Genomic DNA, 19,271 nt, shown 5'->3' on the forward strand with positions numbered 1-19,271 from the left:
AAAAAAATACTTGTTCGTCGTAATTATGTAAACCCCTTAAAAAGTTGGTAACATAAAAGAGGTTTACAAAAAAAATCAACCCTATAATAATGAAACAGTCAGACTTTTTAAAAGTTGTTTTACCATTTAAAGATAAAGTTTTTAGGTTAGCAAAAAGACTTTTAGTTTCTAAAGAAGAAGCTGAAGATGCAACCCAAGAGTTATTTTTTAAATTGTGGAAAAGCAAAGAAAAAATAGCTGATTATAAAAATGTTGAGGCGTTTGCTATGACGATGACTAAAAATTATTGTTACGATAGATTAAAATCTAAACAAGCAAGTAACTTAACATTAGTACATAGTAATTATAAAGAAAAGGATGCGTCTTTAGATAAAAAGGTAGAATATAGAGATAGTGTAAATCAAGTACATCAATTGATAGAAAACCTACCTGAGCAACAAAAAATAATTATTCAACTAAGAGATATAGAAGAATATGATTTTGATGAAATCTGTAAAATGGTAGATATGAAACCCACAGCAGTTAGAGTAGCATTGTCTAGAGCAAGAAAAACTATTAGAGAAGAATTAATAAAAAAACATAACTATGGAGTTAGCTAACATAGAAAAATTAGTAGAAAAGTATTTAGATGCTACTACTACTTTGCAAGAAGAGGCCACCTTAAAACATTATTTTACAGAAGGTAATGTTGCACCACATTTGCAAGAGTATGCATACTTATTTAACTACTTTGCAATTGTAGAAAATGAAAAATTTACAAAAACCATAAAGTTAGAACCTAAGAAATCTAAAAAGAAAAACTTAAAATGGTGGTCTGCAGCAGCCTCTATTGCATTGCTAATTAGTGTATTTATTGGGCAACAACAATATAAAGAATACCAACAAAGAAAAGAAGCTGAAAGAATTTACGCTCAAGTAAGTAAAGGTTTAAAACTATTGTCTACCAACTTAAAAAAAGGAGAGCAAGCTGTAGCAAATTTATACACTTACGAAAACACCGTAAATAAATTATTAAAATAAAAACCAAGTAAAAATAGTAAAACCAAGTAAAAACAGAAATTATGAAAAAATTAATAGTATTATTAGCTTTCATTGTTACACCAATGGCAACAAGTGCACAATCTTTTTTTGATAGTTTAGAAAACACAGATGGCGTAGATATGGTTCTAGTAACCAAAGATATGTTTGAAATACTATCTAAATTTAATCCTAAAAAACTACAAGACAGTAAAGAAATAAAAGTGTTTGAAATGATAAACGATCTAAAGGAATTTAGAATGTTCTCATCAGACAATAAAGATATTGCCAATAAAATGGAAGAAATGGCTAACACAGCTATAAATAAGAATAAGCTTACAGAGTTAATGCGTATTAAAGAAGACGATTCTCGTGTAAAAATTTATGTAAAAGCTACAAAAAACAAAGATTATGTTAGCGAAGTTTTAATGTTTATTAAAGGCGTTAACAAACAAACAAATGGTATGGCAGAAGCAATGATTGTCTCCTTAACAGGTACTATAGATATTAATAAAATGTCTGATTTAGCAGATACCTTTATAAATAACGAAAAATCTAACTAGAACTTTTAAAGTTATTTTTAACACTAAAAACACAAATAAAATGAAAAATATATCTAAAATACTTTCTATATTAACTTTAGTTTTATTGATAACTTCTTGTAAAAACGATAAATCTTTACAAAGTTATTTAGTAGAAACAAGTACTAAAGAAGGTTTTATGACTGGAGATTTACCCGTAAGCTCAGTAATTACTGCAAAAGCAGATGTTTCTAATGATGTAAAAGAAACAATTAAAAGTATTAAAAAAATTAACGTTGTCTATTTGCCAAAAACTGCAGAAAATGAAGCTCAGTATTTATCAGAAAAAACAACTTTACAAAACATCTTTAAAGATAATAAAGAATACAAAAATCTAATGTCTATGAAAGCAAAAGAGATGAATGTAAAAATTTATTATTCTGGTGATACCGATTCTATAGACGAAGTAATTGCTTTTGGTTTTAGTGATCAAAAAGGGGTAGGAGTTGCAAGGTTATTAGGAGAAAACATGAATCCTGCAAAAATAATAGAAACGATAAAGGGTATGGATTTTAATGAAAATAGTCCATCTTTAAAACAGTTTTCTAAAATGTTTAAAAAGAATTAAAAAAGAAATTCAATCAACCGAAAAAGCCTTAATTGTAAAAAATAATTAAGGCTTTTTTACATTTAATTGGGTATATTTTTTGAATTTAACTGCTCATTAACATCAACTATTTCTATAATTATTACTTTTGAACTTTCAAGAAATTATAATTTATGAAGTTTAAAATTTGTTTTTTAATTCTGTTTTTAGGGATTACAACAATTGGTATATCGCAAAATACCACTAACTACAAAGCAGAAAGAGAGAAAACACACAGCTTAATTCATACCAAATTAAAGGTAGATTTTAATTTTGATAAAAAAGAGCTAAATGGAGAAGCATGGATAACTGCTAAACCTTATTTTTATGACTCGAGTACTTTTATATTAGATGCAAAAGCAATGTTGATTCATACGATTACATTGCAAAATAAAAAGTTAGATTATCATTATGATGGATATCAAATTACTATAAATCTACCTAAAAAATATACCAAAGAGGAAACTTTTACAGTTTACATCAACTATACTGCAAGACCAGAAAAAGTAAAAGAAAAGGGGAGTGATGGCATTACTGCTGCCAAAGGCTTGTATTTTATAAATGCTTCTGGAATAGATAAAAACAAACCAACACAAATTTGGACACAAGGTGAAACAGAAGGAAGCAGTTGCTGGTTTCCAACGATAGATGCTCCAAATCAAAAAACAACTCAAGAAATTTACATTACAGTTCCTAATAAATATGTAACACTTTCTAATGGCGAATTGGTGAATCAAACAAAAATTGGAGCAAACAGAACAGATTACTGGAAATTAGATAAAAAACATGCACCATATTTGTTCTTTTTAGGTGTGGGCGAATTTGAAATAATAAAAGATACATATAAAAACATACCTGTAAATTATTATGTAGAAAAAGAATACGCGCCTTATGCAAAACAAATTTTTGGTAATACACCCGAAATGATGCAATTTTTCTCAGAAAAATTAGGGGTAGAATTCCCTTGGAACAAATACAGCCAAATAGTAGTTAGAGACTATGTTTCTGGTGCTATGGAAAACACTACAGCAGTAGTTCATGGAGAACAAGCTTACCAAAAATCGGGGCAATTAATAGATGAAAATAAACATGAAAATACCATTGCTCATGAGCTTTTTCATCATTGGTTTGGTAATTTAGTTACTTCAGAAAGTTGGAGTAATCTAACTTTAAATGAATCATTTGCAAATTATAGCGAGTATTTATGGTTAGAATATAAATATGGTAAAGAAGCTGCAGCAATGCATTTGTATGATAACAATCTCTTGTATTTAAATGGGCAAGAAACAGATAAAAAGCTAGTTCGTTTTAATTATGATGATAAAGAAGATCTATTTGACTTAGTAAGTTATAATAAAGGAGGTGCCATTTTGCACATGCTTAGAAATTATGTAGGTGATGAGGCCTTTTTTACAGTGCTAAAAGCTTATTTAACCGAATACAAATATCAATCAGCAGAAGTACATCAATTACGTTTGATCTTTGAGAAAATTACGGGTAAAGATTTAAATTGGTTCTTCAATCAATGGTATTATGGTGCCAATCACCCTACAATTAGTGTTTCTTACGATTATAATTTAATTAGAAAAACAGTTACTGTAAACATTTACCAACAACAGATAGAAAAGTTCCAATTTCCTTTAACTATAGATATTTTTGAAGGCAATAAAAGAAGAAGACAAACTGTTTTTATAGAAAATAACGATGCCTCTTTTACCTTCAACTACAATAAACAACCTACGCTAATACAAGTAAATGCAGATGGTGTTTTATTGTGCGAAATCAATGAGAATAAGGTTGTAAGTGATTATATTTTTCAGCTAAAAAATGCTGAAAATTACGGGCATAGAAGAGAAGCTTTGTTAGAAGTAGCAAAAAAACAAGATGACAAAGATGCTTTTAAAGCAGTTGTTTCAGCTATGGATGATTCTTCTTATAAAATTAGAGTATTAGCATTAGAAAATGTAGATTTAATAAATAAGTTTTCTAAAAAAGATGCGATTAGAAAAATTATACAAATGGCAAAACAAGACAATAAAACACTTGTGCAAGCTGCTGCTATAGAAACTTTGGGCAAATTAACAGATCCAGAATTAAAGCAAATTTTTGTAGAGGGTTTAGAAAGTAAATCGTTTGCTGTGTTGGGTAAATCTTTAGTAGCTATGTATTATGTTGATCAAAATTTGGCTATAAAAAAATCTAAAGAATTGCCAGATGAAGTTAGAAAAATACTAGCAAACCCATTAACAAAAATATTTATAGAAGCTAATGACGAATCTGAATTGGCGTTTATAGCTAAAAACATAATTTCTGGCATGTATTTATCAGGAAACAGTACGAACAAGGTACTGTACGAAAAAGCATTTAATAGAGTTTCTAAAAGCAATAATATAAAGGCGATTAAAAACTTATTAGATGATATGGCTGCTAAAGGAATTCAGTATAAAAAATTCAATTTTAATAAGGTGATGATTAATTTAATGCGCTCTATGGTTTTAGAACAAGAAAAGAGTAGTAATTCTAATAAAGATAGAAATATTGCCATTATTAAAACTGCAATGGCGTCACTGATAGAGTAAATTTATTAAAAAATTATACTCTCTATTTTATATTATAAATTAGATATCGATATTTATAAATTAAATTCATTATATCTTTTTCATTGATTTTATTAGGAGTGTGTCGGTTCGTGTAAATTATGAAGAATGAAAAAAATTGTGTCAAGAACAATTTTACTTCGAGTTTTTATAACACAAATAAACCACAAGTACCGTTAATTATTATTTCAAATATTCATCAAAAGTTCCATCTGCATAAAAAACAACAATACGTTGTATTTTTTTTCCTGATGAAATATCAGAGTTATTAAATAAAGGTGGAGTAGGAGCTGTAGGTTGTGTTTTAGAAACTTGTTTTTTAGGAAAAACACCTGTGCCATTTAATAACCAATGGATATCAACATCTATAAATTCTGTAGTTACTTTTAAAATAAAATCTAAACTAGGTTTATTTCTGCCAGATAAAATATGAGAGATGCTAGAACGCTGCACACCTACTTTATCTGCAAACATAGAAGCAGAAAGTTGATGATAATCCATAATCTTTTTTAGTCTTTCTGTAAAATCACTACTGTTTATCATTGTAAAACGCTATTGTATTACAAATGTAAAACTATTGATTTTAATGGCAAAGTTAAATTTTAAATTAAAATAAAAAAGGATATATATAATTAAATCTAAACTTTAAATAAAATACATAAAAACCTAAAATTAAATGATTTAAGTTTTATATATAATTTTTTTCTATTGCATAAATTATTGAAAGTATGTAGGAAAACCATGTGTTTACATGTTGTTTACAGAAGTTAATTTTAAGGGCAAATTACATGTTTACATTTGTAATATTTTTAAAATTTACAATTGTAACTTTTTAGTTTGATTACAAATGTGATTGGTTTATTTTTACAAAATATTATTGCACCTTTACTATGAGCTTACTATCTATAGAATTTTTAGAAACTATTTTTACAGAACAAAAAGAATCATCACTTTTTGGAAAATGGATTCGTTTTGAAGACATCCGAAATTTATTTGAAAAATATCAAAGTCTTTTTGAGGTTACACAAATAGGTACTTCAGAACAAGAAAGACCAATTTATCAACTTAAAATAGGTTCTGGAGAAAAGAAAATATTATTATGGTCTCAAATGCATGGTAATGAAAGTACAGGAACCAGAGCTTTGTTTGATTTATTCAATTGTTTTATAAATATAAAAAGTAATAATTTACAGTCTATTTTAAGAGAATGCACCTTGGTTTTTATCCCTATGCTAAATCCTGACGGTGCAGAAGTTTATACAAGAGTTAATGGAAACAATATAGACCTTAATAGAGATGCAGTAGATAGAAAAGCAAAAGAAAGTAAATTGTTACGTACTATTTTAGAAGGTTTTAATCCTGAATTTTGTTTCAATTTACATGATCAAAGAACCATTTTTAATGTAGAAAATACCAATAACCCAGCTACCATTTCTTTTTTAGCACCTTCAGAAGAGGAAACTAGAATGCTTACAAAAGGCAGAATAGCCACAATGAATGTTATTGTAGCTATGAATACAATGTTGCAAAATATTATTCCCAATTGTGTTGGTAGGTATACAGATGAGTTTTACCCAACCGCAACAGGAGATAATTTTCAAAAATTAGGGTACAATACTATTTTGATAGAATCTGGTCATTTTCCAAATGATTATGTAAGAGAAGAAAGTAGAAAATATACTTTTTTCTCGATTTTACAAGGCTTGTATTACATTGCAAAAACATCAGAATTTAAAACTTACAAAACCTATTTTAACATTCCTAATAACGATAAAGTATTTTATGATGTCATTCATAGGTACCCAAATTCAGAAAATGATGTTGCTTACCAATATCAAAATGAAATTAAAGACAATAAACTGATTGCTAAATTGGTAAAAGTTGATGAAAAATTGAAAAAAACCAATATTGGGCATCACGAAATCGTTTTCGAAAAGGATTTTTTTTAAATATTTCTCATTTTTATTCTTGTTTAGTTAAATTTAATTCATAGATTTGCTGCAATAATTGAATAATATATAAATTATGAAAAAATTCATCTTAGACGAAATAGACCATCAGATCTTAGATATTTTAATTGAGAATGCAAGAACACCTTTTACAGACATCGCAAAACAGTTGTTAGTATCTGCAGGAACTATACATGTTCGTGTAAAAAAGATGGAAGATGAAGGCATTATACAAGGCTCTACATTAACACTTAATTACGAAAAAATGGGGTATTCTTTTATAGCGCATGTAGGTGTTTTTTTAGAAAAAACTTCTATGACGCAAAGTGTAATTGAAAACTTAAGACAAATACCAAACGTAACAGTAGCCTATGTTACAGCAGGAAAATATAATATTTTTTGTAAAGTAAGAGCAAAAAGCACTAACGATGCTAAAGATATCATTTATAAAATAGATGATGTACCAGGTGTTAATAGAACAGAAACCATGATTGCTTTAGAAGAAAGCATTAACGATAAGAAAAGAATGATGCATGCAATTTTTAAAGAGCTGTAAATAATTTTTCTTTCTTAAAGTATTCAGAAATCCTTACCATTTCAAATGATAAGGATTTTTTTATAGATTCTATTTTTAAATTATTAAGTTTGTTTAGGTTGCAATATCATAGATACCCCTCTAAAAAGGGTGGCAAGTTTAGAAACGCCTATTCCTTTTGATGCAAATTTAGAGCAACAATATTTAGGAAAAAGTCAATTAGAAAAAGCTATTTTATCAGTTTTAAACTATTAAAATACTTATTTTTATAGCACACAAATCATACTATGAATAATAAACAAATCATCTTAAAAAATAGACCCAAAGGTTTCCCTGACGAAAATACTTGGCAATTAGAAGAAAACAAAGTTCCTGAGTTAGAAGAAGGCGAAATCTTGATTCAACATCATTATATCTCCTTAGATCCTGCCATGCGTGGTTGGATGAATGACACAAAATCATACATTCCACCTGTAGCATTAGACCATGTAATGCGTGCAGGTGCCATTGGTAAAGTCATCAAAAATAACAACAATCCAAATTTTGATATTGGAGATTGTGTTACAAGTTGGGGTGGTGTGCAACAATATTCGGTTTCTAATGGAGATGGTTGGTTTAAAGTTGATGAGAAATTAGCTACTATGCCAATGTATTTAGGCACTTTAGGCATGCCAGGTATGACAGCTTATTTTGGTATTTTAGAAGTAGGCAAGATAAAAAAAGGAGATATTGTGTTGGTTTCTGGTGCAGCAGGTGCTGTAGGTTCTATAGTTGGTCAAATTGCAAAAATTAAAGGTTGTACTGTAATTGGTATTGCTGGTGGGCAAGAAAAGTGCCATTACATTAAAAACGAATTAGGTTTTGATGAAGCTATCGATTATAAATCAGAAAATATTTATTCTGCCTTAAAAAAGAAATGCCCACAGGGTATTGATGTGTATTTTGATAATGTAGGTGGCGTAATTTTAGATGCAGCTTTGTCTAAATTAAGAATGCATGCAAAAGTGGTTATTTGTGGTGCTATTTCTCAATACAATAACAAACACAAAATTAATGGTCCAAGCAATTATTTATCACTTTTGGTAACACGTTCTACCATGCAAGGAATGGTGGTTATGGATTATAGCAAAGATTTTGGAAAAGCGGCCAAAGAAATGAATACTTGGTTACAAGCAGGCACATTAAAATCTAGGGAAGATATTTACGAGGGAATTGAAAACTTTAGAGAAACCTACAACAGACTTTTCACAGGAGAAAAAAACGGTAAATTAGTTTTAAAAGTAATAGAGTAGTGGAGCAAGAACATTTTTTTCAATGCCCATATTGTTGGGAAGAAATTTCGATGATTTTAGATAGTAGCGTAAGACAGCAAACTTATATAGAAGATTGCGAAGTTTGTTGCAATCCTATAGAAATTACACCCACTTTTGAAGCTGGAGAAATAATAGCCTTTGAAGCTAGATCTATAGAACAATAATTTTTTTAGAAGCTACTTCCTGCTTTCAGCACTCGCTTTTTTTAGTTTTGTTCTCGTTACAAATCCCGATAAAATCGGGATTCACTCGAACTGACAACTAAAAAAGAGCTCAAACAGATGCTTCAATCAGGGCTAAACTTGTTTGTTAGCTTTATTTCTAATAGTAAAAATATTGCTGTATTAATAAGGTTTTTTGCAAATTACTGCATTATATTTCCAAAGGATTTTCCCAAGAAAAATGTTCAAAAATCGTTATCCAATCTTTAGGAAAATCTGCTTTTAAGTGAAGTTTTTGTGCAGTAAAAGGATGCGTAAACTCAAGTTTGCCAGCATGTAAAAACAAATTTTTACAATTAAAATTTTCTGTAAACATTAGATCATGATTTTTATCACCATATTTTGCATCACCAATTAAAGGGTGACTAATTTTATTAGCATGCACTCTTAATTGATGCATTCTACCTGTTTTTGGGTGTAATTCCACCAAACTGTAACGAGAAGTATCATAAGGTTTTACAGGAATGTCTAAGGTAACGTTTGCTAATGTTTTTAGGTGTGTTAGTGCATCTTTATGTACGTTTGCATCCCGTCCTTTTACTGGCGTATTTATTATTTTTATTTCTGGAGCAAAACCACGCACCACACCAAAATATGTTTTTTGTATTGTGTTATTGGTAAACATCTCTTGAAATTTGGCGACAAAACTCTTGTTCTTTGCCAATAAAATAATACCAGACGTTTTTCTATCTAATCTGTGTATAGGATAGGTTTTTATTCCTTTTTCAGTCTCAATCTGTTGTAAAAGCGAAGTTTCATCAGCAACATTTCTAGAATGAAAAGCGTGATGCACTAACATATTATTGGGTTTGCTAACGCATAATATGTATTGATCTTCAAAAATAACAGCTACATTCATTTTTGTTTTTTAGAGCTCAAAAATAGTATTTAATTTGTTGAAAGCGCATTTAAATACATTTTAAAATATTTGATATATACTAATAATGGTACTTGAACTACTACTAAGTATGCAAGTATATGAAAAGCTATAATGAAGAGGCAATACAGGTTTCAATCTTCAAAAAAAATAGTGATTATAAAATCATATTATAAGGTTATCACTCAAAAACAATGCTGTTTATAGTTTCTATTTTTAAAAGTTTATTATTATACACAAAAAACGATGGGTTATTGTATTCTATTTATAATCTCAAAAAAAACTATTTAACATAATATAAATTATAATACAAATAGTGAACAGTTTATAAAAAATAATGTTTAAAGCAATTTTAACTAATATCACTTAAAAGATTTTTAAACTTATCTCTATAAATAGTATAATAAATAAATAAATTTATAGATTATGTAAAGTACTTAGTTATTTGTCATTTCAGCTGGCAATAAAGAAATTAAATTTAGAGGTTGTTTTAGCTTTGTCTATTTTTGGTTTGTTGTGTGGTTTTACCAGTTACAAACTAACAAATGTTAAAAGGCAATTTTGTTAATATATTTTTGAAGGTTTTTCAACTTTAAAAGAACCAAAACTTAAAAAGACTAAAAAACCAATTAACAAATAAGAAATATAACTATAACTGCCTAGTTTTGTAAAACAATAACTCATCAAACTTGGGGCTAAAGCACTTGCAATCACTAAAAAACTCATAACTTTCCCTGTAATTTCACCCAAGTATTTTCTACCGAAATAACGAGGCCACGAAACAGCGTTTACCACCGCAAAAAAGCCACTATAAAAGCCTAAACCAATTATTAATAAATAAATTCCGAAATTGGTACCAAGGTTTAATAAACCAAATGCAGCTAAAAAACCACTACAAAGCATCGCAAATAAATAGAATTTATGAGCTATATAATCACTTAAAACATTGGCAATTGTAGAAATACAAATGGCAATAATAGAAATGGGTAAAAATATCGAAATAGCATCGTTTTTTGTGTATTGAAAACTTTCAAAAATAGACACTACATGAAATGTAAAGCCTGTAATAAAAAAGCTGTTAAATGCTAGAGCCATTCCAAACATCCAAAAAGCGCGTGTTTTTTTTGCTTCTTTTAGCGTAAAATTTATTTCTGTGGGTATTTGCGTTTTCTTATTTTTTTGATGACTTTTAATTCCATCGGGTATCAATCCAAAATCTTCTGGTTTATTTCTATAGAATTGTAAAATAAAAAAACAAAAAATAAATAGCGAACATGCTAAAATTTGCCAACTTAGCTCCCATCCATTATGATCTATTAAATAATTAATTAAAATTGGTGAGCTAGAAAATCCTAAAGAAATGGTTATACTGCTTATAGAATTTATTTTACCTCTATTGCTATCAAACCAAATCATTACCATATTTCTAGAAGCCATTGTTAATACGCCTTGACCAAAAAAACGAATTAAAAAAAACAGAAAACAAAGTAGTAAGAAGGGTACAACCCAAGAATTGGTGGTAAATAAATCTTTTATAAAACCACTAATACTATCTAAAAACGAGAATATAAATAAAGATACACCTAAAGAAAAAGCTGCAAAAACAGCAACAAATCTGGCACCAAATAAATCGAATAATTTACCAGCTTTTGTTACAAAAAAGGCGCTTATTAAAGTTCCAATCATATATGCATTACTAAACTGATTTCTAGTTAAACCTAAAGCATCTTTTACAGGGTCTGTAAATACAGAAACTCCAACTGTTTGACCAGGAGTGCTAAATAAAATACCAATACTACCAAAAAGCACAATGGCATAACCATAAAAAAAAGGAAACTTTTTAGGACGTATAAAAGAAAACTTATTAGGATTCATCAATTATTATAGTTGTTATCTTCTTTTTCTTGAGGTTATAAAGTATACACCAGTTAATAATATAGCTGATGCTATTATAGACTGAGTACTTAATTTTTCATCTAAAAAATACCAACCCATAAAAAGTGCAATTACAGGATTTACATAAGCAGATGTTGCTACTTTTTCTGTAGATACGACTTTTAAAAGGTAATTAAATGCTGTAAAAGCCACTATACCTCCTAAAAAGATTAACAAAAACATAGAGATTTGTACGTTCGTACTCCATTGTAAAGGTGATGTCCATGTTTCTTTAAAAAGTAAACTTAGTATTGCCAAAACCACACCAGCAATAGCCATTTGATAACCAGTGCTTACCAAAGAGTTTTTAAGTAAAATTGCTTTTGAAACAAAAACACTACCATAACTCCACCCTAAAACACAACCCATCATAACTAGAATTCCTAAAAGAGTATTCTCTGACGTTACTAACTCTTGCTGACTGATGAGTAAATACATACCAAAAATACCCAAACAAACCCCAATAATAGATTTTTTCTGCATGGGTTTTTGATCTAAAATTCGCAGTATTAGCAAAACAAAAAGAGGCTGTGTAGAAGCAATTAGGGCTGCAAAACCACTATCTACAAATTGTAAAGCCCAAACAAACACACTGTTACCCAATATTAAAAAGAACAAAGAAGCTATTGCTGTGTTTTTTAGTTCTTTTTTAGTAATTTTTAAAGAAGCCTTAAATATTTTAGCTAAAGTTAGCATTAATATACCTGCCGTAGAAAAACGTATAGATGCCAAAAAAAAAGGGGGCAATTCTGTAACTGCGACTTTATTAAATAAATAAGTAGAGCCCCAAATAATATAAATAGATAAAAATGCTATAATTATAAAAACTTGGGTTTTTGTTAAGTTCATTTTCTAAAATTGAAGTTGCAAAATTACTATTAAAAATAAATGTACACTCATTAATATCAAATTTAAATGCAGCCAAATAATTGTTTATTTTTAAAAAAAATCAAATTCTAAGTTCAAGCAATAAGTGCAACAGATAAATATAAATATATGAATTTAAAAACCGTATTATAAATACATATTAAACTTTCTATTTTACTATTTTTTTAAAATTACTTGTATAATATTGCAAGCGTTTATGTTATTTAGCTAAATAACAAGATTTGTATAAATCTTCATAAACTGGTAAAATATTTTCTAAAGAGAATTTTCTAGTGTGGTCTTTGGCATTTTGTTTAAAACTTTGCAAAGTACTATCGTCTTTTAAAATTGATATGGCATTTTTAGCCATATCATTTATATCGCCTAAATTGCTTAAAAAACCTGTTTTACCTTGTATATTAACTTCTGGTAATCCACCTGTATTGGTAGAAATTATAGCCGTTTTGGCTGCCATTGCTTCTAAAGCTGCCAAACCAAAACTTTCTGTTTGCGATGGTAGTAAAAATACATCTGAGTAACAAAGTATTTTCGGTACTTCTGTACTGTTTCCTAAGAAAAAAACAGCATCAGAGAGTTTTAAATCTTTAACAAGTTGTTTTGCTTTAATTTTATCTGGCCCCTCCCCGATCATTAAAAGTTTAGAAGGTATTTCTTTATGTACTTTATCAAAAATCCGTATTACATCTTCTACCCTTTTTACAGGTCTAAAATTACTAATATGTGTTAGAATTCTCTCATTTGGTGCAGCTAAAGCAACTCTTTTACACTCTTCTTGATTGTCTTGGTTATATTTATTGGTATCTATAAAGTTATAAACAACGTCTATTTTTTTTGTAATGTTAAATAGTTTGTTAGTCGTTTCTCTTAGACTATTAGATACAGCTGTAACTACATCAGAATTATTAATACTAAATTCTACAGCAGTTTTATAAGTTGGATGACTACCCACTAAAGTAATGTCTGTACCATGCAAAGTAGTAACTACTCTTACATCTAATCCTTTTTCTTTTAACATTTGCTTTGCCATATATGCGGCATATGCATGAGGAATTGCATAATGTACATGTAAAACTTCTAAATTAAATTTTCTAACAACTTCTACCATTTTACTAGACAAAGCTAACTCATAAGGTTGGTATTGAAACAATGGATATTCTTCTAATAAAACTTGATGAAAGTGTAATTTATGTGATAAAAAATCTAAACGAACAGGTTGATTATAGGTTATAAAATGAACTTCGTGACCTTTATCTGCTAAAGCCATACCAAGTTCTGTTGCCATAACTCCGCTACCACCAAAGGTTGGATAACATACGATACCTATTCTCATATTTTTTATTGAAGGTTTAAAATTTACTAAGTGTAAATATAAAGCTAATCTTACAGTTCAAATCAAAATAAAAGCATAAAAAAAGCTTTTCAAATAAATGAAAAGCTCTTTAATTTTATAAATTCTGAAATAAATTTAGAATTAGTGCAACTTACGATTTTAAATATGTTCTGCGAACTTTTTAAAAACGAGTTTCACTAATAATCTCCTAATGTTACAGGGTTTTGAGCCAAAGCATTTTCTAATTGTTCATCATTAGGTGCTTTACCATGCCAAGCATGGGTATGCATCATAAAATCTACACCATTCCCCATTTCTGTATGCAATAAAATACAAACTGGCTTTCCTTTTCCTGTTAATGATTTTGCTTCTTCTAAACCGGTTAAAATAGCTTCAATATCGTTTCCTTTTTCAATGTCTAAAACATTCCAACCAAAAGCTTCAAATTTTGCTCTAATGCTTCCCATTGGTAAAACTTCGTCTGTAGCACCATCAATTTGTTTTCCATTTAAATCTATAGTTGCAATTAAATTATCTACTTTTTTTGCAGAGGCATACATAATTGCTTCCCAGTTTTGCCCTTCTTGCAACTCACCATCTCCATGTAAGGTGTACACTAATTTATCATCTCCATTTAATTTTTTAGCTGCAGCTGCACCTAAAGCAACAGACATTCCTTGACCTAAAGAACCAGAAGCAATTCTTACTCCAGGTAAACCTTCATGCGTAGTTGGATGTCCTTGTAAACGAGAATCTATTAACCTAAACGTAGCTAATTCTTCTACTGGAAAGAAACCACTGTGTGCCAAAACACTATAAAAAACAGGAGATATATGTCCGTTTGAAAGAAAAAATAAATCTTCATTTTCACCATTCATGGTAAAATCTGTAGAATACTCCATAACTTCTTGGTACAAGCAAGTAAAAAATTCTGCACAGCCTAATGATCCTCCTGGATGCCCAGAGTTTACTTTGTGTACCATTCTTAAAATATCTCTACGTACTTGTTGTGTAAAGTCTTGTAATTGTTGTGTTGTTGACATTTTTTTATTTAATTTATACTGACAAAAATACAAAAGTGAATGAAACTGAAATGTATTTCTAAAGTATTTATTGAAGATTTATCAACAGTTTTATTTTTTATTTGTAAATGGTGTTTTTAAACACAACATATTTCGACGTTTTATTGGGCTTGTTTAAGCGTTAGGGATTGAAATGGAAATCCTTTTGCCTTTTTTTTAGGCAAAAGATTGCAAAGAAAAGCCCGTTAGATAGCCTAAATAAAATAAAATTAAGTTTTCTGCTTTTTCTTTTTGGCTGCAGGAAATAAAACGTTGTTTAAAATTAAGCGATAACCTGGTGACGTTGGATGTAAATCTAGTTCTGTTTTTGGATCTCCTACTCTATGTGTATAATCTTCTGGATCATGCCCCCCATAAAACGTAAACATGCCTTTTCCCTTCGTGCCATGTATGTAACGTGCTTCTCTATTTACTTTGTTTTCGCCTAAAACTAATACATTACTTTTTATGGTATTCCTCTCAAAAGAGGTGGTTTGCCCCATAAAGCCTTTTACTAAAACTGTATGGTTTTGGGTTAACATGGTAGGTACAGGATCCCATTTTGCAGAAAATTCTACCAAATTAAAATAGTCTGATGTTTTTGGTATTTTACGTTTACGAGTCATATCAATTGATGAAAACTCATAGGTTGTTGGGTTTTTAATTAAACTAAAGTTTTTAAAAGCAAAGGTTTTATTATAGTTGATTTTAGATTGATAATTTGGTGTAGACGCATCTCCATCAAACATAGCTTCTGCAATATCTACGCCTTCTGCAGATAAGGCAATATCAAAACTGTCTGTAGCAGAGCACATGGCAAACATAAAACCACCACCTACAACATAATCTCTTATTTTTTTTGCAACTGCTAATTTTTCTTCAGATACTTTACGGTAGCCTAATTTTGTGGCTAGTTTTTCTGCTCTTTGTTTGCTTTCTATATACCAAGGTGCAGTTCTAAAAGAGCCGTAAAAACGCCCATATTGTCCTGTAAAATCTTCATGATGCAGGTGTAACCATTCGTATAATAATAATTTATCTTCTAAAACTTCTTTGTCGTAAACTACATCAAAAGGAATTTCTGCATAGGTTAATACCATGGTTACAGCATCATCCCAAGGCATTTTGTCTTTTGGTGAATACACCGCAATTTTTGGTGCTTTTTCTAAGGTTACGGCATCTTGATTAGAAGATGGTGAAGCTATTTCTTGTAATATTAATTGCGATTTTGCATCAGAAATTATTTGATAAGAAACGCCTCTAATTTTACATTCATTCTCAATAAGTTTATTGTTTTCAATTAAAAAAGCGCCTCCATCATAATTTAACAACCATTTAGATTTTAAGCCTGCTTCTAATGAGTAGTAGACAATTCCGTAAGCTTTTAAATGGTTTTTTTGATTATCATTACTCATTGGAACATAAATAAAAGATGCCCAAATTGAGTTAGAAATTAATAGAAATGTAAGTATTGTTAAGCGTTTTTTCATATCAAAAACTAAAATACACAATTCCTATAAAGCAATTGTGTATTTCTATAATTTTATAATTTATTTAATATTCTAGAAAGGAACATCAGTATCCTCATCACCAAAAGCATCTTTGGGATCTACACCACCTTCTCCTGCAAAAGGATCATCAGGAAAATCTGCATTCATAGAAGATTGAAACTCTGAACTGAAACCTTCTTCTAAATCTGAGAATTTTGCTAAATGTCCAGTAAATTTCAAACGAATATTATCCAAACCACCATTTCTGTGTTTTGCCACAATAAATTCTCCTTGTCCTTCACATGGTGTATGTTCATCATCATCCCATTCTGTCATTCCATAATATTCTGGTCTAAAAATAAAGCTTACAATATCTGCATCTTGCTCAATGGCACCAGATTCACGTAAGTCAGACAGTAAAGGTCTTTTACTTCCTCCACGTGTTTCTACAGCACGTGATAATTGAGAAAGTGCAATAACTGGTACAGATAATTCTTTTGCCAAAGCTTTTAAGTTTCTAGAAATGGTAGAAATTTCTTGCTCTCTATTTCCTCCACTTTTTCCATTACCACCAGCTGTCATTAGTTGTAAATAGTCAATTACAATAATTCTTACATTGTGTTGCGATACCAAACGTCTTGCTTTTGCTCGTAAATCGAAAATAGAAAGTGATGGGGTATCATCTATAAAAATAGGTGCATCAGACAAACGTTTTACTTTTACATTTAATTGCTCCCATTCATGTGGTTCTAAATTTCCTTTTCTTAATTTTTCTGAAGTCAATCCAGTTTCTGAAGAAATCATCCTGGTTATTAATTGTACAGAAGACATCTCTAGTGAAAAAACGGCTACAGCATGATTAAAGTCGATGGCCATATTTTTTGCCATTGATATTACAAAGGCAGTTTTACCCATACCTGGTCTTGCTGCAATGATAATTAAATCGGAAGGTTGCCAACCAGAAGTAAGTGCATCTAGTTTAGTAAAACCTGTTGCCAAACCAGACATTCCTTCTTGATTTCCAATTTCTTGAATTTTCTTTAAAGCTTGTTTTACTAAAGAACCTGCATCTTCTGAACTCTTTTTTAAGTTTCCTTGAGTAACTTCAAATAATTTTCCTTCTGCTTCATCTAACAAATCAAAAACGTCTGTAGACTCGTCATAAGAGCTTTCTATAATTTCTGATGAAATGGAGATTAATTTACGTTGAATGTATTTCTGTAAAATAATTCTTGCATGAAATTCGATGTGTGCAGAAGAGGCTACTTTTTGTGTTAAACGAATCAAGTAGAAATCGCCACCAACCATTTCTAATTTACCATTTTTCTTTAATAAATTAGAAACTGTAAGTAAATCTATGGGTTGCGAATTTTGGAATAATTCATAAATAACAGCATATATCTCTTGATGTTTTACATCATAAAAAGCATCTGAATGTAAAATATCTATGACATCATCAATACCTTTTTTATCAATCATCATAGCCCCTAAAACAGCTTCTTCTAATTCTACTGCTTGTGGTGGAATTTTACCTTTCTCGAGGCTTATAATTCTACTTTTATCTATTTTTTTTTGGGTGATTGCATTCGTATTCTCCATGGTCACAAATGTACTTTTTTACTTGGTTAGATATCTATTTTTTAAAACTTTTATTTGTACACAAATATTGTAAACTAAATTGTTATTATCTTGTTAATAACCAATCAACTTATAAATTGATTTGTTATTTTTACGCAAATGAAAATTCAAAAAAAACATCTTCTTTTAACTGTATTTCTTCCTGTTCAGATTTTTTTAGTGCAGTTAGCTTCTAAAAATCCTGAGTTTATAGAAACCTATTATTCTAATGGAATTTATCCTTATATCTCCTCTTTTTTTAGAATACTTTTGGGTTGGGTTCCTTTTTCTGTAGGTGATGTTTTAATCGCTTTCCTCCTATTTATATTTGTGCGCGCTTTGTATTTATTGATAAAAAATCGTTTTAAAAATTTTCTGCACAAATTTATTTATTTTACAGCAATTTTATCAATAATTTATGGTTGTTTCTATATGTTTTGGGGCTTAAATTATTACAGAAAACCTTTGGCTGATAACTTAGAATATCAACAAAAAAAATATACAACAGCACAGCTAAGAAAAGTTACAGAAACCATTGTAAAAAAACTGAATGATTATCATTTTAAAATCACAAAAAATGACACTGTAAAAGTGACCAACCCATATCAACAAAAGGAAATGTATACAATGGCTGTTTTGGGTTATAAAAACTTAACAACAGATTTTCCGCAGTTAAAATACCAATACAAATCTGTAAAAAGCTCTCTAATGAGTTTGTTGCAAACCTATAATGGCACTTCTGGTTATTTAAATCCGTTAACAGGAGAAGCACAAGTAAATGATAGAGTTCCAAAAACAAGCTACCCAACAACTGTTTGTCATGAAATGGCACATCAAATTGGTTATGCAGCAGAAAACGAAGCTAATTTTGTGGGTTTTTTAGCTGCTAATTATAATGATAATATATATTTTAAATATGCAAGCTATAGAATGGCGTTTGCCTATTGCATTTCTGAAGTTAGAAAACGAAATCCTGATTTATCTAAAGAACTTTGGAGTACAATAAATAAAGGTATTTCTAAAGATTTTAGAGTGAGTTATCTCTTTTGGCAAGCTTACAAAAATCCGTTTGAACCCATTTTAAAAAAAGGGTACAATGCTTATTTAAAAGCCAATAAACAAGAAAAAGGAATCGAGTCTTATAACTATATTGTGGATTTGCTGATTTCTTATTTTGAGAAACATCCTTAAGCACACAATTATTAAATTTATGTTAAAATAAAATGTTTTAACCCCTATCAAAAAGCATATCAATAAATTTATAGCTAATTCAA

Annotated in this window: 18 protein-coding genes; 10 read left to right on the forward strand and 8 right to left on the reverse strand. The window is 29.4% G+C overall.

All coding sequences use genetic code 11. The features are described 5' to 3' along the window. Nucleotides 1–89: 89 nt before the first annotated feature. The 5 genes from Q0662_RS02235 (at nt 90) to Q0662_RS02255 (ending at nt 4,763) form a co-directional block, all read left to right on the forward strand. On the forward strand, nt 90–599 hold the full coding sequence (locus tag Q0662_RS02235; RefSeq protein WP_298946747.1) for a sigma-70 family RNA polymerase sigma factor: 510 nt from the start codon (nt 90–92) through the stop codon (nt 597–599). Beyond that, on the forward strand, nt 586–1,020 hold the full coding sequence (locus tag Q0662_RS02240; protein WP_298946748.1) for a hypothetical protein: 435 nt from the start codon (nt 586–588) through the stop codon (nt 1,018–1,020). Before Q0662_RS02235 ends, Q0662_RS02240 begins: the two co-directional genes overlap by 14 nt. Nucleotides 1,021–1,061: 41 nt before the next feature. Further along, nucleotides 1,062–1,580: a DUF4252 domain-containing protein gene (locus tag Q0662_RS02245; protein ID WP_298946749.1), complete on the forward strand. Its 519-nt coding sequence runs from the start codon at nt 1,062–1,064 to the stop codon at nt 1,578–1,580. Between the two features lie 40 nt (nt 1,581–1,620). Then, nucleotides 1,621–2,166: a DUF4252 domain-containing protein gene (locus Q0662_RS02250; protein ID WP_298946750.1), complete on the forward strand. Its 546-nt coding sequence runs from the start codon at nt 1,621–1,623 to the stop codon at nt 2,164–2,166. Between the two features lie 152 nt (nt 2,167–2,318). Then, nucleotides 2,319–4,763 carry a M1 family metallopeptidase gene (locus tag Q0662_RS02255; protein ID WP_298946751.1) on the forward strand — a complete coding sequence of 815 codons (2,445 nt, stop codon included), beginning with the start codon at nt 2,319–2,321 and terminating at the stop codon, nt 4,761–4,763. A gap of 201 nt (nt 4,764–4,964) precedes the next feature. On the opposite strand, the gene Q0662_RS02260 is transcribed toward Q0662_RS02255, so the two are convergent. Continuing rightward, nucleotides 4,965–5,324 carry a helix-turn-helix transcriptional regulator gene (locus Q0662_RS02260; RefSeq protein ID WP_298946753.1) on the reverse strand — a complete coding sequence of 120 codons (360 nt, stop codon included), beginning with the start codon at nt 5,322–5,324 and terminating at the stop codon, nt 4,965–4,967. Nucleotides 5,325–5,671: 347 nt separating this feature from the next. Between Q0662_RS02260 and Q0662_RS02265 the strand changes: the two genes are divergently transcribed. The 4 genes from Q0662_RS02265 (at nt 5,672) to Q0662_RS02280 (ending at nt 8,742) form a co-directional block, all read left to right on the forward strand. Next, nucleotides 5,672–6,730 carry a M14 family zinc carboxypeptidase gene (locus tag Q0662_RS02265; RefSeq protein WP_298946754.1) on the forward strand — a complete coding sequence of 353 codons (1,059 nt, stop codon included), beginning with the start codon at nt 5,672–5,674 and terminating at the stop codon, nt 6,728–6,730. Nucleotides 6,731–6,806: 76 nt separating this feature from the next. Next, the gene (locus Q0662_RS02270; RefSeq protein WP_298946756.1) at nt 6,807–7,286 is read left to right on the forward strand and encodes a winged helix-turn-helix transcriptional regulator; all 480 of its coding nucleotides are present in this window, start codon (nt 6,807–6,809) and stop codon (nt 7,284–7,286) included. Nucleotides 7,287–7,552: 266 nt separating this feature from the next. Next, nucleotides 7,553–8,557 carry an NADP-dependent oxidoreductase gene (locus Q0662_RS02275; protein ID WP_298946758.1) on the forward strand — a complete coding sequence of 335 codons (1,005 nt, stop codon included), beginning with the start codon at nt 7,553–7,555 and terminating at the stop codon, nt 8,555–8,557. Beyond that, complete coding sequence (locus Q0662_RS02280; protein WP_298946760.1) at nt 8,557–8,742, forward strand: CPXCG motif-containing cysteine-rich protein; 186 nt, start codon at nt 8,557–8,559, stop codon at nt 8,740–8,742. The genes Q0662_RS02275 and Q0662_RS02280 overlap by 1 nt, the downstream gene beginning before the upstream one ends. Before the next feature lie 208 nt (nt 8,743–8,950). On the opposite strand, the gene Q0662_RS02285 is transcribed toward Q0662_RS02280, so the two are convergent. The 7 genes from Q0662_RS02285 to dnaB all read right to left on the reverse strand — a co-directional run bounded on the left by Q0662_RS02285 (nt 8,951) and on the right by dnaB (nt 17,979). Further along, complete coding sequence (locus Q0662_RS02285; RefSeq protein WP_298946762.1) at nt 8,951–9,658, reverse strand: pseudouridine synthase; 708 nt, start codon at nt 9,656–9,658, stop codon at nt 8,951–8,953. 582 nt (nt 9,659–10,240) lie between these two features. Further along, on the reverse strand, nt 10,241–11,551 hold the full coding sequence (locus Q0662_RS02290) for a nitrate/nitrite transporter (protein ID WP_298946764.1): 1,311 nt from the start codon (nt 11,549–11,551) through the stop codon (nt 10,241–10,243). 15 nt (nt 11,552–11,566) lie between these two features. Further along, nucleotides 11,567–12,460, reverse strand: a complete 894-nt coding sequence (locus Q0662_RS02295) for an EamA family transporter (RefSeq protein WP_298946766.1) — start codon at nt 12,458–12,460, stop codon at nt 11,567–11,569. A gap of 238 nt (nt 12,461–12,698) precedes the next feature. After that, on the reverse strand, nt 12,699–13,829 hold the full coding sequence (gene bshA, locus Q0662_RS02300) for an N-acetyl-alpha-D-glucosaminyl L-malate synthase BshA (protein ID WP_298946768.1): 1,131 nt from the start codon (nt 13,827–13,829) through the stop codon (nt 12,699–12,701). Between the two features lie 197 nt (nt 13,830–14,026). Then, the gene (locus tag Q0662_RS02305; RefSeq protein WP_298946770.1) at nt 14,027–14,872 is read right to left on the reverse strand and encodes a transketolase; all 846 of its coding nucleotides are present in this window, start codon (nt 14,870–14,872) and stop codon (nt 14,027–14,029) included. Nucleotides 14,873–15,120: 248 nt separating this feature from the next. Beyond that, entirely contained in the window at nt 15,121–16,380 is a 1,260-nt protein-coding gene (locus Q0662_RS02310; protein ID WP_298946772.1) for an asparagine synthetase B, read from the reverse strand. Nucleotides 16,381–16,452: 72 nt separating this feature from the next. Continuing rightward, nucleotides 16,453–17,979 carry a replicative DNA helicase gene (dnaB, locus tag Q0662_RS02315; RefSeq protein ID WP_298946774.1) on the reverse strand — a complete coding sequence of 509 codons (1,527 nt, stop codon included), beginning with the start codon at nt 17,977–17,979 and terminating at the stop codon, nt 16,453–16,455. A gap of 138 nt (nt 17,980–18,117) precedes the next feature. On the opposite strand from dnaB, the gene Q0662_RS02320 reads away from it, so the two are divergent. Further along, nucleotides 18,118–19,188, forward strand: a complete 1,071-nt coding sequence (locus Q0662_RS02320; protein ID WP_298946776.1) for a DUF3810 domain-containing protein — start codon at nt 18,118–18,120, stop codon at nt 19,186–19,188. Nucleotides 19,189–19,271 lie beyond the last annotated feature (83 nt).

The sequence above is a fragment of the uncultured Polaribacter sp. genome, assembly GCF_947503855.1.
Classification (GTDB): Bacteria; Bacteroidota; Bacteroidia; order Flavobacteriales; family Flavobacteriaceae; genus Polaribacter.

What these genes read in the sequence shown, in the direction of transcription:
- Q0662_RS02235 (WP_298946747.1), top strand. Translation starts at nt 90, where the DNA reads ATGAAACAGTCAGACTTTTTAAAAGTTGTTTTACCATTTAAAGATAAA.
- Q0662_RS02240 (WP_298946748.1), top strand. Translation starts at nt 586, where the DNA reads ATGGAGTTAGCTAACATAGAAAAATTAGTAGAAAAGTATTTAGATGCT.
- Q0662_RS02245 (WP_298946749.1), top strand. Translation starts at nt 1,062, where the DNA reads ATGAAAAAATTAATAGTATTATTAGCTTTCATTGTTACACCAATGGCA.
- Q0662_RS02250 (WP_298946750.1), top strand. Translation starts at nt 1,621, where the DNA reads ATGAAAAATATATCTAAAATACTTTCTATATTAACTTTAGTTTTATTG.
- Q0662_RS02255 (WP_298946751.1), top strand. Translation starts at nt 2,319, where the DNA reads ATGAAGTTTAAAATTTGTTTTTTAATTCTGTTTTTAGGGATTACAACA.
- Q0662_RS02260 (WP_298946753.1), bottom strand. Translation starts at nt 5,324, where the DNA reads ATGATAAACAGTAGTGATTTTACAGAAAGACTAAAAAAGATTATGGAT.
- Q0662_RS02265 (WP_298946754.1), top strand. Translation starts at nt 5,672, where the DNA reads ATGAGCTTACTATCTATAGAATTTTTAGAAACTATTTTTACAGAACAA.
- Q0662_RS02270 (WP_298946756.1), top strand. Translation starts at nt 6,807, where the DNA reads ATGAAAAAATTCATCTTAGACGAAATAGACCATCAGATCTTAGATATT.
- Q0662_RS02275 (WP_298946758.1), top strand. Translation starts at nt 7,553, where the DNA reads ATGAATAATAAACAAATCATCTTAAAAAATAGACCCAAAGGTTTCCCT.
- Q0662_RS02285 (WP_298946762.1), bottom strand. Translation starts at nt 9,658, where the DNA reads ATGAATGTAGCTGTTATTTTTGAAGATCAATACATATTATGCGTTAGC.
- Q0662_RS02290 (WP_298946764.1), bottom strand. Translation starts at nt 11,551, where the DNA reads ATGAATCCTAATAAGTTTTCTTTTATACGTCCTAAAAAGTTTCCTTTT.
- Q0662_RS02295 (WP_298946766.1), bottom strand. Translation starts at nt 12,460, where the DNA reads ATGAACTTAACAAAAACCCAAGTTTTTATAATTATAGCATTTTTATCT.
- bshA (WP_298946768.1), bottom strand. Translation starts at nt 13,829, where the DNA reads ATGAGAATAGGTATCGTATGTTATCCAACCTTTGGTGGTAGCGGAGTT.
- Q0662_RS02305 (WP_298946770.1), bottom strand. Translation starts at nt 14,872, where the DNA reads ATGTCAACAACACAACAATTACAAGACTTTACACAACAAGTACGTAGA.
- Q0662_RS02310 (WP_298946772.1), bottom strand. Translation starts at nt 16,380, where the DNA reads ATGAAAAAACGCTTAACAATACTTACATTTCTATTAATTTCTAACTCA.
- dnaB (WP_298946774.1), bottom strand. Translation starts at nt 17,979, where the DNA reads ATGGAGAATACGAATGCAATCACCCAAAAAAAAATAGATAAAAGTAGA.
- Q0662_RS02320 (WP_298946776.1), top strand. Translation starts at nt 18,118, where the DNA reads ATGAAAATTCAAAAAAAACATCTTCTTTTAACTGTATTTCTTCCTGTT.